Below are 17314 nucleotides of genomic sequence, written 5' to 3'. Positions count from 1 at the left end.
TGAAACGCCGTATACGCGAACCGTACGTACGGTGTTGTGAGAGGGGCGAAAATAAACTTATTTTCCCCCTACTCGATTATGGAATTATCGGGGCAATTTAGTTTAAGAGTACTGTTTGATCTTTGTTCAACAATTGGGCCATTTAATCGAATAAGTGTATATTTGAAATAAAGCTGCACTGCTTTGGAAAAACTCTGTATATAAGCGTGCGTTTGTTGAACAAGAAGTAAAAGGGGTGATACATATTAAACATGACTAATATGTATCACCCCTTTTTGTAACTTTGTATGATTTTAAGACTTGAAAAATTTCAAACCAACATAAAAATCGTTATTATTTCTCTCTAACCTGCTCCGTTAGACGGTAGGTTATTACCCAATACAAAAGGGCCAAAGCGCTGACAGAGGCACCAAATAGACATACTCCGATCCATCCGTAGTTTGCGTATATATTGGTTGAAACAATTGAACCCATGGCACTGCCGATGGAATAAAAAATCATGTAAGCAGCAGTAAGTCGGCTTCTCGCCTCAGGACGCACTGTGAAAATCATACTCTGATTGGTGACATGTACTGCTTGCACAGCCAGGTCAAGAAAGATAACGCCAATAACTAATGCGATCAGTGAGTGTTCGGTAAAGCTGATTAGGAACCATGATGCTAGCAATAAAACTAGGGCTATGCAGGTTGTTCGCTGCCCTAAACCTCGATCAGCCAGACCCCCAGCACGAGCAGCAGCTAATGCTCCGGCAACTCCAGCAAGACCAAACGCTCCAATAGCGGTATGTGAAAGAGAGTATGGTGGAGCACTGAGAGGAAGCACCAACGAAGTCCACAATGTACTAAACGCGGTAAAAATCAGCAGAGCCAGTACTCCGCGGATGCGTAGGATTCGTTCTTGCATGAACAATGTGAGCACCGAACGAAGCAGCTGCGGATAGGATAGTGACTCTCTTTCGCTTTCATCAAGCGGGAGTACTCTGAACAACACGCCAGTCATGATGAGCATCATGGCGGCAGAAACTAGATAGACCGAACGCCAACCGGCGAGATCGGTTAGTACACCAGCGAATGTTCGTGCGAGCAAAATGCCGATCACGACTCCACTTTGCACCAAGCCGACTATACGTCCACGCTCGGCTGGGGCAGCCAAAGTCGATGCGAACGCTACGAGCACCTGAGTCACCACAGCAAGCAGTCCGACCGCAGCTAACCCCGTGAAAAGCACTGTGATGATGGGGGCGATGCCAACCACAATCAGAGACAACACGGATAAAAGCATCTGACCGATGATTAGCCGACGTCGATTCAGTAGATCACCGAGCGGTACTAGCAGTAGCAGTCCTAGCGCGTAACAAAGCTGAGTAATGGTAATGACAATGCCGATGGATGAATGGGCGATACCGAAATCGGTCGCCAGAGAGTCTAGCAACGGTTGTGCATAGTAAATGTTGGCGACAGCCATCCCACAGGCTGTTGCAAACAATAGTGCCATATAGCGAGTCATGGTTGATCCGGATACTATTTGTAACTGAACCGTTTTCGTATCATGATCTTCAACTTTAATTGTTGTTTTTTCTTTATCCTTCACCTTTACCATTACTTACACCCCCTTTTTGTACTTAACAGTATAATATATCGTTCGGTATGAAATGATTCCTTATAAGGATAACCAACAAAACGTTTTGATGTCAAGTAAGTTATGCAGTTATTTGAATGCTGTCCTTGAAAAAATGATCACAATTTGACAATAGGACTTTAATTAAATAAAATCATAATATACCGATTGGTAATTAAAAGGGGGATTAATTATCCATGAATCAAATACCGGGGAATAACGAATTAACTGAATTATCTGGGGGCGATTCACCAACTCCAAAATTCCTACAGACAAACGAAGAGATTATAAAAAGCTTCTTTGAAGTTGTCAGATCAGGTTGCAATCCCGAACAAGCAAAGTTTTTTATGGCGAAGGAGGTAAGAGCACATCAAGTGAATTCAGAAAGCATGGTGACAATTAAAAGGTCACCTGAGAATTATGCTGATCATATAAGAGAAATGATAGATTCATGGGGGAAATTCAAAATTGAAATTCAAGAATTAATTTCTCAAAATCAAAAAGTTCATGTCAGATGGAAGCAGACAGGAATGCATATTGGAGAGTATGAGGGTTATCTGCCTACAAATAAAGAGGTTATTGAAATAGGTAGTGCCGTATACCGATTAGAGGATCGAAAAATAGTGGAATACTGGATTCAAGTGGACAGATTCGGAATCATTGAGCAAATAAAAAAGAATCAAGAACAAGATTAATTATCTAGTGAAGAAATTTTTTTTGAAATGAGGGATTTATTATGGTTCGACAACGTGAATTTGATGAGGAAAAAGCGTTGGATGATGCTATGTTGCTTTTTTGGGAGAAGGGGTACAAGGCTACTTCGCTAAGCGATTTGACTGCCAAAATGGGGATACAACGACCAAGCTTATACTCAGCTTTTGGAGACAAAGAGAAATTGTTTGAGGCTGCATTACGCAAATATACAAAGCAACATGCTTCCCATATTCGAAAAAAACTTCAAAACAATCTATCAGTAAAGGAAGCATTTCACACATTTTTTGAAGATTTGGTGGAAGAGGAATATAAAGAAAGTCCGAACAAGGGATGTTTTTGCATTAATACAATGGTGGAACTTGCCCCTCACGATGAAAAATTTGAAATCCTTACAAGGGAGCATCAGATGTATCTTTCGATCATATTTCAAGAAACGATTGTCCGAGGTATTCGCTCAGGTGAGCTCGAAAGCAGCCTTAATGCTAAAGTTTTAGCACAGACACTAGTCGTTTCATTAGTCGGACTTACCGTGTTGATGAAATCTCGACCAGAGCGTTCATTTGTAGAAAATTCTGTAGCGACGATATTATCATTATTAAAATAAATTTATCAAAATTCCAGTTTTATCAATCATGTCAGTCTCCTTGAATAAAGTGGGGGTATAAAACCCAATCTATAAAATCGATTGCAGCTGTAATGCTAATTTTTATTAACCAGTTTCGGCAAGTTTTTTTAATAAAAGAATGATTCATTATTATATTAAAAGCGTATTTTGATCAATCTTTTTTCAAAACACGCTTTTTCTTCGTTTATCAAGGTTATGAGTATCAATTTGATGAAACTTTATTTAAAGCAACAATACGATTGAGTTTTCACCTGATATTTTTGCAATTAGTTAACAGCAATACTAACTAGTATTAGTAAAGTATACTTCAATAAATGATTCAGTTCACATTAACTGATGTTTAATTGAAGATAGCTTCCCGAAAAAAGAATTAATCTTAATAAACTCCCTCAGTTTATTAGATAATGCTCACGAATACTCGCTAATTCGCAGGATTAAAAAATAATATTAAATAAGAGCATGTTTTGATCAATCTTTTTTCTCTAAACATGCTCATTATATTTGAACTTATATCAAAATTGAAAGCTTTAATTAAAAGCAACATGATCGTATGAATATAAGATTATGTTAGCTTGATAACGATGCTTGGTTACTAGAGTTAAAAAATTTTAGTTTTATGATGATCAATAATAACGAAAGCAGTGTAAATGTGAATCCGCTCCAGATAAGCTGGTGAATGCCTAATTGAGAAATGAACGAGCCGCCAATATAGGTTCCTAATGCAATTCCAAGGTTGGAAAACGAGACGAATAAGCTATTGCCAAATTCCGGAGCTTCTTTTGCCTCACTTATTAACCATGTTTGACCAACAATTAAACCGCCGGAATGTACGATTCCCCAAATGAATACCATAAAAATCATGGGAATAAGATAAGACCCTAAATAATAAACCAATAAATAAACGACTGAATATAAAATTGGGAAAAATATTACGGTATTTACTATACTTTTTTGCAGAAAAACTCCAAATAAATGATTACCTAAAATCATAGTGACACCAAATATGAATAGCATGATACTGATAAGAGATCTATTCATGTCTGTTACTTTTGCAAGGTACTCGGCAAAGTAACTGTAAACTGAAAACATGGCTGCAAAAAGAAAGGTAACAGTTGCGATATTTAACCATAATGCTGATTTACGCAATATACGAATTTGCTTGCCAAAAGACATTTTTTCTTCAACGGGCATAGAAGGAAGCAAAATCAATATTCCGGTAAATGCGAGAGCATTTACAAATGCTCCAAATAGGAACGCAATTTCTAATGAAAACTGTTCTGCAAGGTAAGAAGTCAATGGTACACCTAAAGCAAATCCAACTGTAATTCCCGTAAAAACTTTTGTAACTGCTTGACCGCTATTTTCTGGAGGGACAAGTTTAGCAGCAGTTACAAGAGCGATTGAAAAGAAGAGTGGGTGAAGTGCTGCTGGTAGAATACGAAAAATAAGCATAATTTCAAATTGTGTTGTATAAGCGTAAATCATATTAGAGATAGCAAAAATAGATATTGCAGTTAATAAAAGTATTTTACGATTAATCCCAGATACGAGCAGTATTAAAAATGGTCCAGAAATCGCAACAACTAGAGCAAATATACTTACTAATAATCCGGCTTGTGCAGTTGAAATTCCAAATTTTTGAGTGATTTGTGGTAATACGCCGACAATACTCATCTCTGTTGTAATAATTCCAAATACACCTACTGCTAGCATAATAATAAGTAGATGGTTTACTTTTTTCATTTATAAAATTCTCCATTCTTATATTGATTTTAATAGTATGTATACATAAATGCTTAAAATTTATAGGGATCCAATTCATTAACGTAAAAAATAGTTGGGTATTGTTGCAAGGGGATATCACTAAAAATGTCATTGTTCTCTTTAAACATACAATTATAGATATCTATATAATTAGATATGAAATCTTAAAAAAAATCCTCCTTTCTATTTGTCTTGCATGAAATAGCAGTAAGGTTCGTAAAATGGTGGTGGAGAACCGGCTTCCTTTAAAAGCTGAATTCGAGAAGACTAAGAATCAGTGAGGGCAAAGAAAACTCCCACTGATTCAAGTTTCACTTTATATTTCGTTTTGGACATAATCGGAAAATTCTTGTATTTTTTTTTCATTTCGCCGATAATACGTCCATTTCCCAATGCGTTCGGATTCTAATAATCCTGCATTTTTCATAGTTAATAAATAACTAGAAACAACAGATTGGGCTAAGCCAGATTTGAGCTGGATATCTCCTACACATACTCCAACTTGAAAACTAATTCCTTGTTCTAAATAAGGCTTTTCGTCAAAAAACTTTTCTGGATTCTTTAGCCATAATAAGATTTGACGTCTAGTATCGTTTGATAATGCTTTATAAATTAATGAAGGTTCCATAACAACTATTATATCTACTTTTATAGATTTGTAAATAGGACATGGAATTTCTATTCTCACATATTCGTACTCAACAAATCGACTATCTCTTCGTTTCCAAGTCGCTTGGCAGCCTCAAATGGAAAAGAAATTTTTTGTGAAAGATATTTACTTCTTATTAGTTGGTTTAGTTCCAAAGGGTATAAAGGAAGACCACAATAAGTGGTCTTCCTTTTGTTTTCCTAGCCCGAACTTATTTGGTGAAGGAATTGATATTTATCTGATGGCGACAATTCGTGATAGTGGGCTCGTTTTATACAGTATCACTAGGAATTTCAAACTTTTTCATAACCGGTTCCGCGATTTTTTAATGCTTATGAAAACAAAAAGAAGAGGCAAATATATAACAATGAAGCATACGATGTAGGGATTGATTATTTTATTTAATATATATAAGGAATCGATATCATAAAAAAGTATATTCACAAGTAGTATGATTATGGACATTCCCCATAAGGGATACTTTTGCTGGACATTGAATAAGCGCTTGATCCCCCTGCTGGCAGCCCACAAAGGAATGACCATATTGGGTATGATAATGATGGTCCACCAAGAAACAGTTATGTATTCGAACCGTTGAATAAAGGGCAACTCAATAATACTGGTCAATGTTAGTGTTGGGTATAGAGTAAGGGTCAAATGTTTCTGGGAATAAAAGACTATCGATACAAAATAAAGTAATAAGCTCAATAACGTAGTGAGCACAACTCCTCCGTGAGCATACTTTTGCGATCTTTCAGCATTTTTGATGAATGGATAATACATCAGTATCATTTCAAATCCAAGCATGGATAATGAAAAACTTTTAGTTCCTTCCATTATTTCGAATAAATTATGATGGAAAATAGGAAGGAAACCGGTGAAATCAGAGTATTTAAAACCATAAAAAGGTACAAATAAAAGCCAGTATGAAACTATTACAGTTAAGAAGGCAATACCCGTAATGGTTCGGAATCCCCCTGTATTTATATAATAAATCAAGATAAGGAAAACCAAAGCAAATGCCCAAGAAGGTACCTCTTCAAACATCCAAACATGAATGACATTTATATAACCGATTATGATCGTCATTCCAAGGATAAAAAAGTAAAGAATAAATAAAAGACTGAAGAAATTACCAATCCATTTCCCGAATGCATGATTATTAGAGGAGATTATATCGCCAGGAACAAAACTAAATATCTTATAGATTAGCCAAATTAATATATGAACAATCAATCCAGCTAGGAGTATGGATAACCAGCCATCGGTTCCCGTCGCTTTAGCCAAATCTCTTTGAAAACTCAATACGCCTAATCCAGTTTGCATGGAATGCACTAAAAAAAACACATAAAATGGCGATACCTTATATTTTTCGTTAACACCAGCTTGATTCATGTAGGACCCTCATTTGTATCACTCATATATTTTAATAATCTGGCTTTTATAAGTGAAATCTATTCAAAAAGATCGATTATATTGTGAATGGAATTTTAGTATGGATCCTTAAGTTGAGAGCTAACATTTAATCGAAACGATTTTCATGAGGCATTAGACAAGGAACAGACATATGTGGACAGCGATGGAGATGGCTTACAATAAGGAATGTTCAAGCGTGAGCGGACAAAGAAGGGAAATAGAGAATCGGGATGCCCTCTTCCGAAAGATAGGTGGAAAGTCTTATCCCGGAACAACAGCGGGGGTATAATAGATGAGTGATAAAAAGAAATATTAGGACAAAGGGTAGATTTATCATAATGATGTTCTTTTCCGCACGGGTAATAAAAAGGTTGTGGATGAACGTTTAGAGGAACTATTGTCCTTTAATAATAAGATGACAAACTGTTTGTTAATTTCTTGATGAATGGAAAAAATATATATAAGGGAACAAAAACTAATGAAGCACGAATGGAGAAAACGAGAGAAGAATTTGTATATCCCAAAACAAGAATCTGAACTTGTATCAATTCCAGGACAGAAATTTTTTTTGTTAAAGGGAAAAGGAAATCCAAATGAGCACGAATTCGCTGAAAAGATAGGTGTTCTTTATTCATTGGCTTATGCGGTCAGGATGATGCCGAAGCAAGGATACACTCCAGCTGGATATTTTGAATATACCGTATATCCATTAGAAGGGATTTGGGGTTTAACGGAAGAGGGTAAGAAACTAGATACTTTAAATAAAGATGAATTATAATATACGATCATGATTAGACAACCAGAATTTGTAACAAAGGATATAGTGGAAAGCATTTGAACATGTAGAAAAAAAGAAACCACATCCATTTCTAAATGATGTAAGGTTCGGTACATTTCAAGATGGGTTATCAGTCCAAATGCTTCATGTTGGTCCATATGATGATGAACCTCAAAGTTTTAAAGTAATGAATGAATTCATGAAAAATAATAATCTGGAAAAAACGTCATTACAACATAGAGAAATATATCTTTCAGATTTTAGGAAAGTTGAACCTCCAAAATTAAGATATAAGGTTAAGCCGATAGAATAGCATAAACTTAGCTGTTAACATTATTCATTATTTTATGTAGCAAAGATTGAAGGAGTTTACATAGAGTAAAAGGTGCATTATTACCATAGGACGCAATAAAGTTATCCATAATATGGTGTTATGGTATGGCTCATAGTTTATATGAGGGTGTAAAAGAGGAACAAACACCACTCTTATTTTACTTATTTAAAAACATTAGCATCTATTATTTTGGGTGCTTTTTTTTGCAGGGAATTGGTCCCTTTTGTCAAATTAGTTAAACAAAGGGGATGAGAAAATGAATGATGATGAGAAAATCAGTATTTTATTGTCCAATATGACAAACGAATTAGTGTCGAGTAGAGTAAGGGTTAGAACTATAGTGGAATTACTGGAAGAAAAAGGTCTAATAACCCGTGAAGAGTACGAAAACAGGTTTAAAAAAGTTTTTGAACGAGATGCAATTTCGTATAGAAATGATCTACTGAAAGAAGTCAAAAATTGATGAATAAAAGGAGAAGGCATCCATTGGTTTGGGTGCTTTTTTATGGCGGTGAGAACGATGAACAATGATAAGGAAAGAAAACGGTTAAGAAGCCATTGAAACTAAGTCGTGGAATCTGGAAGATCTAATGAATATGAAAGCTTTTACATATAAGGATTTTACAATACGAAATTTAAGCCTAATTTGAAAAAGAAAGAGCGTTAATCCTTGATCAACACTCCCGTTAGGCAGTAACATTCTATTATTTCTTTAGATTTGATTTCATTAATAATGAAATCTGTTGCTCATCCGTATTCGAAATTCGTTCAGTTGATCAAAAATTAACTTTTGTCCTTACAATGGATGATTTTGACATAACTTAGTTTCCCTATGATATTGTTGATTTTTATTTTGAATCCATATTCATGACTGTCGGTCTCTTTCATCTATTGGAATTCGGTTGTTCTAAATGCAGTTAGCTTTTCCCTGATACAGCTACTTTTTTTGTTACGGGAGCATTTTTGCCTAATATGACAGAAAAGACAACAATTACTGCTATTACAATGGTGAAAAATGTGATGGATTCATCTAGAAATACTGTTGCAAATACAATCATCAAAAATGGTTGTAAGTATTGAATCTGACTAACCCTTGCTATTCCGCCCATAGCCATTCCGCTATACCAAGCAACATATGCTAGAAATTGACTAACCACTGCGAGATAAATTAAGCTAACCCAAGCTTGGATAGGGGCATGGAGCATTTCAGTTGAAAGGTTTAGTCCAACTGGAATAATGAAAAATGGAGCACCGATCATAATGGCCCAAGCAATCACTTGCCAGCTGCCTAATTCTTTCGCTAATTTCCCCCCTTCTGCGTAACTAAGTCCCAGTATGGTCACTGCTGCCAGTAAAGCTAAATCGGCTAATTGCAATTGGCCGAATCCAAGATGAAGTGCATACATAATGACAGCTAAAGAGCCGATTATACTTGAAACCCAGAATTTGATTGAAGGGATTTCACCTGCCCTAAACATAGCAAATCCAGCTGTTGCTAACGGTAACAGGGCTACTTCCACAGCTCCATGAGAAACAGGCAAGGATTCCATTGCCCAAGAAGTGAGGAGAGGAAATCCTAAAACTGCACCAACAGCAACAATAAGTAGACTTTTGAATTGACTTGGAGAAGGCAGTTTTTCCTTTCGAACGATCAATACCACCGCTACTAAAATAGCAGCAACAACCGTTCTTCCTAAACCGACGACCGTAGTCCCAAAATACTCTACAGCAATACTTGTAGCGGGGAGCGTTAAGCTAAAACAAATGACACCCACCAATCCCAAAAATAATCCGAATTTTTCTCTTGTTTCCCCCAGCATCTTTTCCAACCCCAATCTTTATACTTTGTACCACATCTGTACCATTTTTCACTTATCTTAAAAACAGTTCTGATATAATTAACATACTATGAGTACATTCAATAAAAATAAACCGTTTTTTTACCTATCTGTCCTGGTACAGTTGGAGGGGGATTAATATATGAACTCAAAATATATAATGATAATGGAAGACATTAAGCTTCGCCTAGAAGATGGTTCACTAATTGCAGGCAGTAAACTTCCTTCTGTTCGTCAATTATCTGAGTATTTTTCATGTAGCAAAAATACGGTAATTAAAGCATATGCAGAACTTGAAAAAGAGCATTTAATTTATTCTGTTCCTAAAAGCGGCTACTATGTTGTGAATGAATATCAAAAAGCGAAGGAAGAGAATGAGGTGATTGATTTTTTGTCTGCCGGTCCAGATAAAAATGTTATGCCTTATGTTGAATTTCAACATTGTATGAATCAAGCAATTGATCATTACAAAGAAGAGCTATTTACATACTCCGATCAACAAGGGCTTTACTCACTGCGAGTACAGTTGGTGAAATATTTGGAGAATTTACAGGTCTTCACTAAACCAGAAAGATTAGTCGTTGTCTCTGGCTCGCAGCAAGCCCTCCATTTATTAGTTTCTATGCCATTTCCAAATGGAAAAAACAATATTCTAATTGAACAGCCTACTTATTTTGGATTTATCGAGTCCATCAATCTGCATCAAGCGACCACTTTTGGGATCGAATTATCAATGGAAGGAATAGATCTTGATCGACTGGAATACATTTTTCGAAATAATGATATAAAGTTTTTCTATATTATCCCGAGATTTCACAATCCACTTGGACATAGTTACACGAATGGCGAAAAGAGAAAAATCGTTGAGTTAGCAGAAAAATACGATGTATACATAGTGGAGGATGATATTTTAGGAGACCTTGATCCAAATCCAAAATCCGATCCTTTATTTTCTTTTGATCCTTCTGGGAGAGTGATTTATATTAAAAGCCTTTCGAAAATTTTTCTCCCAGGGTTAAGGATTGGGACTGTCGTTCTTCCTGCATTAATGATGAACAACTTTTTACGTTATAAATTCAGTTCGGATTTTAATAGTTCAGCACTTTCTCAAGGTGCGCTAGAAATCTATTTAAAAAGCGGTATGTTTAATAATCATCTCAAAAATGTAAAAGTGGTATACCGAACTAAAATGCAAATCCTTCAAGAAGCATGTGAATTATTCCTGCCGGCTAATACTTCTTTTTCTAAACCGAATTCCGGATTCTATCTTTCCATCAGTTTGCCCAAGAATGTGAAAGCAAAACAGGTGGTTCATATGCTAAACGAGCAGCATATATATGTTGATGATGCCTCCAGAATGTTTTTAGCAGAATATAAAAAGGAGAATCTCGTTCGTTTATGCATCTCTCAAGTGAACGAGAGTCAAATTAAACTAGGGGTAGAGCGATTGGCTCACTGTCTTGCTTTACTTGACAGTAGAAAAAAACATAGTACTCCCAATAACTTTTTACTCATTTAGAAAGTGTCGGGTTTTTCCGGTCACAACCTAAATAATCTTAAACTTGTCGCTCACTTAATTCCTTCCTATAAAGTTATTTAAAATAGAGCTGCTTGTTTATAAGGGTAGGTTCTGATATGATTGTTTGATATTTTAAGGGGTTAAGAGAGGGTGAGTCAATTGACTAAAAACCTTAGGCAATTGAAAAATGTTTCGGTGTTCCAAACGCTTCTAACTTAGAAAAATAATTTAGAAGCGAGGAATAATCATATGAAAAATCAAAGAATCTTTAATAAATCATTTCTTTTTTTATTTATAAGCAACTTTTTAGTTTTTATTGGGTTTGAAATGATGCTTCCTATTTTGCCTGCCTATTTGTTAAGCATGAATGCATCTTCCATTCAAGTTGGTCTAGTAACATCATTATTTACGATAGGTGCTGTTTTAATCAGGCCTTTTGTAGGTTACTATTTAATGGATAGCCAGAGGAAAAGTCTGGCCATTTGTGCAAGTGCAGCTTTAATGGTCATTACAATTCTATATCCGTTTCTTAATATAATATGGCTTCTTCTATTGTTACGGCTTTTCCATGGTGCAGCATGGGGGGTATCAACCACAGCTAACAGTACAATGGTAGTGGATTTTATTCCTAAGACACGCTTAGGAGAAGGGATAGGGTATTTTTCTATATCCACAACGGTCGGGGCTATCGTTGCACCGAGTATAGGCATCCTTATCTATGACTCTTTTTCCTTCGATATATTGATATGGTCATCAGCCGTATTGAGCTTATTGGCAGTACTTGCGCTTCAATTTGTCTATTCACCTACTATTGTTAAGCGTGAGAAGAAGCCATTTCGCTTTTTGGATATGATTTTTGAAAAAGACGTATGGTTCCAAGCGTTACTTACGGTTATTACAACACTAGGTTTTGGGGCTATCATCACATTTTTGGTTCTTTTTGGGAAGCAAAGGGAAGTAGATCATATTTTTCTATTCTTCCTTATCAATGCAACTGTCTCAACTTTACTACGTCCGTTTACCGGAAAATGGTATGACAAAAAAGGACCTTGGTCTATTATCATTATGGCGGCTGTGTTAGGATTCTTTTCACTTGTTATCCTGTCATATACGACAAATGAATCTCAACTCATCGTTGCTGCGATTTTATTTGGGGCAGGTTATGGTACCGTTATGCCATGTTTACAAACATGGACTGTTCAAAAGGTAAGTGAAGAAAAAAGAGGAGCAGCCAACGCAACCTTTTTTTCCAGTTTTGACGTTGGTGTTGGAGTTAGCGCGTTTGTATTAGGTATTTTAGCAGAATGGATCAGTTTAGAGATGATCTTCAGGATTGTTAGTCTAAGTTTTATTGTTGTTGCTGTGTTAGTCTATAAGGATTATATAAATGAAAAGATAAGGCATAATAAATCTATTTAAAACAAACCCACCTCTATTTTAATAGAGGTGGATTTGTTAGCTGGAATACCAAAATGAGTAGAACTGGAATACATCCAGTTCTACTCGTAAGGGATGAAGTGCTTTGATTCACGAATCGCAAACTTCAAAGCTCCTCTCAAATTTCCCAGGTGCGAAGTTTGAGTTATAATAGTAAAAAACATCCGTCTTCTATAGGATGGATGCTTCTTGATTGAAATACATATAAAGGATTGGTGAATAAGAATGGCAATAGTTGATGTAACGGTTATTCCTGTCGGTACACAAACTCCAAGTGTTAGCAGCTATGTGGCGGATATTCAAAGAGTATTAAAGCAATATGAAGAGAAGGGGGAAATTCGTTTTCAATTGACACCCATGAATACAATCATTGAAGGCGACCTGCCTAAATTGTTTGAAGTGATCCAAGCGATGCACGAAGTACCTTTTGAAAAAGGTCTTGCTAGAGTTTGTACGAATATCCGAATCGATGACCGTCGTGATAAAGAACGCAGGATGGAAGACAAAGTTGAGCGAGTGAAGGGCATGCTTGAGGAATAACAGGTTTTGTAATTAACAGTGAAATGTAGATAATGCTGTTTTTCGGAGATATATCCTGAATTTCGTCGATATATTGCTGTTCTTCATAGATATATCCCGAGTTTCATTAATGATTTTTAATTAATGTCAATGTATTAATAGCTTTAAAGCCTTGGTATACTGATTTATCAGTTCCCAAGGCTTTTTTATTTTTTATTTCATACATTTCCATTTTATATATTGCTGAGGAGATTAGGTAATGATAGATATAGACCGTTATCTGGATAATTTATAAACGTTTGCCATAAAGTTCTTTTTCTTCATTTGGATGAAAAAGAGTGAATCCTTTTGAACAAAACACAAACCTTCTATCTATCTCGAATCCAGCCTTATTCAAAATTTCAACTGTCCCCTGTGAACCAGTGCCAGCATACCCGCAACTACAACCAGAAAGGTGTAGCTCATTTCCTTTTTTGTCTATAAGGATGAGATCGCTATCGAGCAAAATATTATCTTTATTAATTTCTTTAGTAATTTTAGCAATTTTAAAACGCTCAAAATGATCCTTGACTGCTTCGAATAATGCAATACTTTTATTGGTAATACCGCGGTCTTCACCGTAATCTTTTATGACGAAAACTTCATGCTCATATGATTTCTTATATAGATGGTACTTTTGGTAAGTGACGTCATTAATTTTACAAATAAGCGGCCTAATATTATCCAGTTTTTGATTAAACATTGCACCCCTCCTAAATAGTTAGTTTATTAAGTTTATTAGGAGAAAAAGAGATTAGTACTAAGAAACTGATAAGAAGCAAATTTTTTTCATTTTTGATTCTCGTTTGTTTAATTAATAGGAAGAAACGTGATACCTATAAGGCATGAATGAAGCTGTCAGGAAGAAGTGAAACTGTGAAGTCAAATTTAAAAAAGCACCAAAATAGGTGCTGCCTAGTTATATATCTTCTTACAATAATGGACAAACATGATATTCATGACAATTTCGACTATAGCATTAATACTCACATCGAAAATATTAGTTTCCTCAAGTGAATGATAAGGAGCAAATAAGACAATGTAAATTGAGCCAATGATAGTTAAAAGTATGGTCCATATGCTGTTACGTAAAAACAGTGGAATCAGTAAGCCAAAAAAGGGCAAGAAGAAATCTTATTCTTTCCTCATTCTCTTTTTATAAATACCGACTAAAAGATAGATTGCAATCATATTGATAATAAAAAATAAAATTAGATCAATAACATCATATCCATTCATAGATGAAGGGTTATCAACTCCTGGCAGTGAAAACACTGTAAGGGCAACTAGTACCCAAAAAGTTATCCGATATCGTTTCTTTTGTTTGCCAGTTATTGTTCCTGCTGTAACGCCTTGACAAGTTTGTTAATATTCCATCTGTAGAACCCATTCAGTTCGTAAAGGATTTTAGATTGGTGGAATGAAAGACATTCATATCGACCAAATGGAGTCGTCACAAAATTGCAGCAAAAGAAATATGTTTTTATGCCCAACGCTAACAGAAAGCAGTTCTAATTAAATAGTAAAGGCAAGATGCACAAGAATATGACAACCCCCTTTGACATAACATTTAGAAAAAGATAAGGGTGTGACCATTCTGAGTATGAAGAAAAACGACCAATTCGTTATTTATATAATAAAAGGTTCAACAATTAAAAGGTTTTTAATCCTGGATCTAATTATTGGATCAGGAATTTTTTATGTGGTCAAATTCATTTCTTCAAGCATATTAATAGCGAGTGCGAGCAGTTTTGTTGGAACGGAAGGAATTAAAAAGGCACCGAAAGTACTAAAAAGTGCAATTGGATTAATATCCTGAAGACTGGAAATTAAATGACCCCTAACCTTACTTATTACAAGAAAATGCACAGCAAATAGCCATTCAAATATGGAGCAAAGGGATCGGCCGTAGGATTAGACAAACTGGATTTAAACAGATGGTGTGTAGGATGAAGTGGGCAGTAACGAAGTATACATTATAATGATTCATATTAATAAGGAGGGAACCATGACAAAACCTCAAAAAGTGAGACCCTATTTAACTACGCGTAGTTTGCTGCCGGAAAATCAGGAGACACCCATTCAATTCATCAATAATGATAGTGTGGAAAACCAATTATTTTTTAGAAGGAACCACTTTACTTATCCGACACTTTCTTATTCAAACTATTGGCTTCCTATAAATGGAGCAGTATCAGCTCCATTACTGCTGTCCATGCAAGACATTCTTCAATATCCATCCAAAACGGTTGAAGTTGTCCTTGAATGCTCGGGAGACAAGCGTAATCTCTTCGAACCTAAAACATTTGGAGAACAATGGGAAAAGGGGGCCATTAGTCAAGGGAAGTGGAAAGGTGTACCATTACGGACATTACTTGAATTATCTGGCATAGGAGAAGGGGCAATAGAAGTTGTCGTGGAGGGATATGATTATGGCCTTAGGACCGATCTGGATGAGGTTTACACCTACACGAGGAGTTTGCCTATCGAGAAGGCACTGCATCAGGATACAATCATTGCATATGAGTATAATAACCAGCCAATTCCTTTTAAACATGGTTATCCATTGAGATTAATCGTTCCGCAGTGGTATGCAATGGCATCTGTTAAGTGGATAAAGCAGATAAGTGTTATTAATACTACTTTCAATGGACCTTTTCAAAACATTGATTATATGTATTATCCAAATAAAGACAATGATCAAAATGCATTTCCGGTCACTGCAATAAATATCAATTCGACTATCCAAAAACCGCTGGACATGGAAAAAATTAATACAGGTGTGCATTTAATCAAAGGGATTGCATGGACAGGAAAAGGAGTTATTACAAAAGTGGAAATTAGTATGGATGATGGCTATACATGGAGTAACGCCGATATATTACCTGATAAGAATGTTGGTTATGGATGGGTTAGTTGGTCATTCGAATGGAATATATCAGAAAAAGGTGAGTACACGATTAAATCCAGAGCAACAGATTCATTTGGTCAAATTCAACCTAATTTACCTTTCTGGAATAAAAAAGGTTATGGGTATAATGCCATTGATAAGATTAAGGTTAAGGTAGAATGACTTAAATTTTATTTCAGGAAATGAAAACGGCTGAAAAAAAAACTTTTGGATTTAGCCAAATAACGGTTTTGTGATATAGAGAAAAACCCTTCCAAAAGAGTTTTGGAGGGTTATTTGTCATGAACAAAAATAGTATATCATAAGGGAATTGGAAATTTTAGAGAAAGATATTGACATCCTATTAGCTGGCTTAGTTTAAGTAGGTATGGCTACTTCGTCAGACTTTTGATAATTGCCTCCAGAAACAGCTGAAGGCATGGTGAATTCCAATCTATCTGCTCTCTTATCGTCAGCAAAGAAGGCGAGTGTGAGCTTGGTTTTACAGACATTTGGGTAGTTCCATAGAAGAAGGAAAAAGCTTATGTGAGTTTATCCATATACAAAAACGGGGATATGTTACTAAACGATAAAGAGGAGGAGACATTCTATGAAACTCGAAGTTTTGTGTAACGTAGAGAATTGTACGTACTGGGCCGAGGGGAATCAATGTGTTGCCGACTCCATTTATGTCGTGGGCCTTGATAACAATGACGCTGACAATGTTGAGGAAACGGCATGTAAAACCTTTGAACATCGCAAACAATAATGGAATACAGAATGGGCCGGACGGCTGATGCCGCCCGGTTTTTTATTTCGAGAAATAGGAACAGTCCCCTATCTGTATGCAGTCATACCGGGTTCCTTTCCCATTTTTAATGGGGACTGTCCCCTTAAAAAAAATTTAATTAGCACGACTATGAAAGAGGGATATACCTTGAAAATCAATTTAAAAACTTTATAAATTTTATGAACAAAATAATTTTATTAAAGCAAGTATCTATTAGCGGGATATAATGTTGGACGTTTGGTCGTAATGATAATGTTCTAGTCTTGGCAATCAAGAGTCATTCCAACTGTTAAAAAGGAAGGGCAGATTGCACATAACCCTGTCAAGTAGACAATAAAAAAAGAGTATTTTTTAAGCTGCGGCCTTTTCTCGATATTCAATTGGG

The 17314-nt window shown here is 35.7% G+C and carries 15 protein-coding genes and 1 pseudogene; 10 read left to right on the top strand and 6 right to left on the bottom strand.

What is annotated here, in order from left to right; translation table 11 throughout:
- Positions 1 to 333: 333 nt before the first annotated feature.
- Complete coding sequence (locus tag AC3WLU_RS25920) at positions 334 to 1506, bottom strand: MFS transporter (RefSeq protein WP_492598162.1); 1173 nt, start codon at positions 1504 to 1506, stop codon at positions 334 to 336.
- 308 nt (positions 1507 to 1814) lie between these two features.
- Between AC3WLU_RS25920 and AC3WLU_RS25915 the strand changes: the two genes are divergently transcribed.
- Positions 1815 to 2312, top strand: a complete 498-nt coding sequence (locus tag AC3WLU_RS25915) for an ester cyclase (protein ID WP_492598160.1) — start codon at positions 1815 to 1817, stop codon at positions 2310 to 2312.
- A 41-nt stretch (positions 2313 to 2353) separates the two neighbouring features.
- Positions 2354 to 2935: a TetR/AcrR family transcriptional regulator gene (locus tag AC3WLU_RS25910; RefSeq protein WP_278089939.1), complete on the top strand. Its 582-nt coding sequence runs from the start codon at positions 2354 to 2356 to the stop codon at positions 2933 to 2935.
- Between the two features lie 588 nt (positions 2936 to 3523).
- Here AC3WLU_RS25910 and AC3WLU_RS25905 read toward each other — a convergent pair.
- The 3 genes from AC3WLU_RS25905 to AC3WLU_RS25895 form a co-directional block, all read right to left on the bottom strand.
- Entirely contained in the window at positions 3524 to 4699 is a 1176-nt protein-coding gene (locus tag AC3WLU_RS25905; RefSeq protein ID WP_492598159.1) for an MFS transporter, read from the bottom strand.
- Between the two features lie 337 nt (positions 4700 to 5036).
- Positions 5037 to 5348, bottom strand: coding sequence for an ArsR/SmtB family transcription factor (locus tag AC3WLU_RS25900; RefSeq protein ID WP_492598161.1), 312 nt, complete (start codon positions 5346 to 5348; stop codon positions 5037 to 5039).
- A 324-nt stretch (positions 5349 to 5672) separates the two neighbouring features.
- A complete protein-coding gene (locus AC3WLU_RS25895; RefSeq protein WP_492598158.1) occupies positions 5673 to 6764 on the bottom strand; it encodes a GerAB/ArcD/ProY family transporter in 1092 nt (363 codons plus the stop codon).
- 499 nt (positions 6765 to 7263) lie between these two features.
- Here AC3WLU_RS25895 and AC3WLU_RS25890 point away from each other — a divergent pair, with 499 nt between their 5' ends.
- The 3 genes and pseudogenes from AC3WLU_RS25890 (at position 7264) to AC3WLU_RS25880 (ending at position 8360) form a co-directional block, all read left to right on the top strand.
- A complete protein-coding gene (locus AC3WLU_RS25890) occupies positions 7264 to 7563 on the top strand; it encodes a hypothetical protein (protein ID WP_492598157.1) in 300 nt (99 codons plus the stop codon).
- Between the two features lie 130 nt (positions 7564 to 7693).
- Positions 7694 to 7876, top strand: a pseudogene (locus AC3WLU_RS25885) (GyrI-like domain-containing protein); the annotation flags it as partial.
- A gap of 277 nt (positions 7877 to 8153) precedes the next feature.
- A complete protein-coding gene (locus AC3WLU_RS25880) occupies positions 8154 to 8360 on the top strand; it encodes a hypothetical protein (protein WP_492598156.1) in 207 nt (68 codons plus the stop codon).
- A 454-nt stretch (positions 8361 to 8814) separates the two neighbouring features.
- Here AC3WLU_RS25880 and AC3WLU_RS25875 read toward each other — a convergent pair whose 3' ends face one another.
- Positions 8815 to 9717: a DMT family transporter gene (locus AC3WLU_RS25875; protein WP_492598155.1), complete on the bottom strand. Its 903-nt coding sequence runs from the start codon at positions 9715 to 9717 to the stop codon at positions 8815 to 8817.
- 160 nt (positions 9718 to 9877) lie between these two features.
- On the opposite strand from AC3WLU_RS25875, the gene AC3WLU_RS25870 reads away from it, so the two are divergent.
- From AC3WLU_RS25870 to AC3WLU_RS25860, 3 genes are all read left to right on the top strand, one after another.
- Positions 9878 to 11254 (top strand): aminotransferase-like domain-containing protein, encoded by a 1377-nt coding sequence (locus tag AC3WLU_RS25870; protein WP_492598154.1) that lies wholly within the window; start codon positions 9878 to 9880, stop codon positions 11252 to 11254.
- Positions 11255 to 11503: 249 nt separating this feature from the next.
- The gene (locus tag AC3WLU_RS25865; RefSeq protein ID WP_492598153.1) at positions 11504 to 12673 is read left to right on the top strand and encodes an MFS transporter; all 1170 of its coding nucleotides are present in this window, start codon (positions 11504 to 11506) and stop codon (positions 12671 to 12673) included.
- Between the two features lie 243 nt (positions 12674 to 12916).
- On the top strand, positions 12917 to 13231 hold the full coding sequence (locus AC3WLU_RS25860; protein WP_057276246.1) for an MTH1187 family thiamine-binding protein: 315 nt from the start codon (positions 12917 to 12919) through the stop codon (positions 13229 to 13231).
- A gap of 268 nt (positions 13232 to 13499) precedes the next feature.
- Here the strand turns inward: AC3WLU_RS25860 and AC3WLU_RS25855 are convergent, their stop codons facing one another.
- On the bottom strand, positions 13500 to 13952 hold the full coding sequence (locus tag AC3WLU_RS25855; protein ID WP_413001964.1) for a hypothetical protein: 453 nt from the start codon (positions 13950 to 13952) through the stop codon (positions 13500 to 13502).
- A 1305-nt stretch (positions 13953 to 15257) separates the two neighbouring features.
- Between AC3WLU_RS25855 and AC3WLU_RS25850 the strand changes: the two genes are divergently transcribed.
- Positions 15258 to 16322 carry a sulfite oxidase gene (locus AC3WLU_RS25850; RefSeq protein WP_413001966.1) on the top strand — a complete coding sequence of 355 codons (1065 nt, stop codon included), beginning with the start codon at positions 15258 to 15260 and terminating at the stop codon, positions 16320 to 16322.
- A gap of 427 nt (positions 16323 to 16749) precedes the next feature.
- Positions 16750 to 16908, top strand: a complete 159-nt coding sequence (locus AC3WLU_RS25845) for a DUF1540 domain-containing protein (protein ID WP_065421195.1) — start codon at positions 16750 to 16752, stop codon at positions 16906 to 16908.
- Positions 16909 to 17314: the final 406 nt, after the last annotated feature.

This window comes from Peribacillus sp. FW305-BF15 (assembly GCF_058783805.1).
Note: the sequence above shows the minus strand (reverse complement) of the source record. Positions and strands in the feature narration are given on the sequence as shown.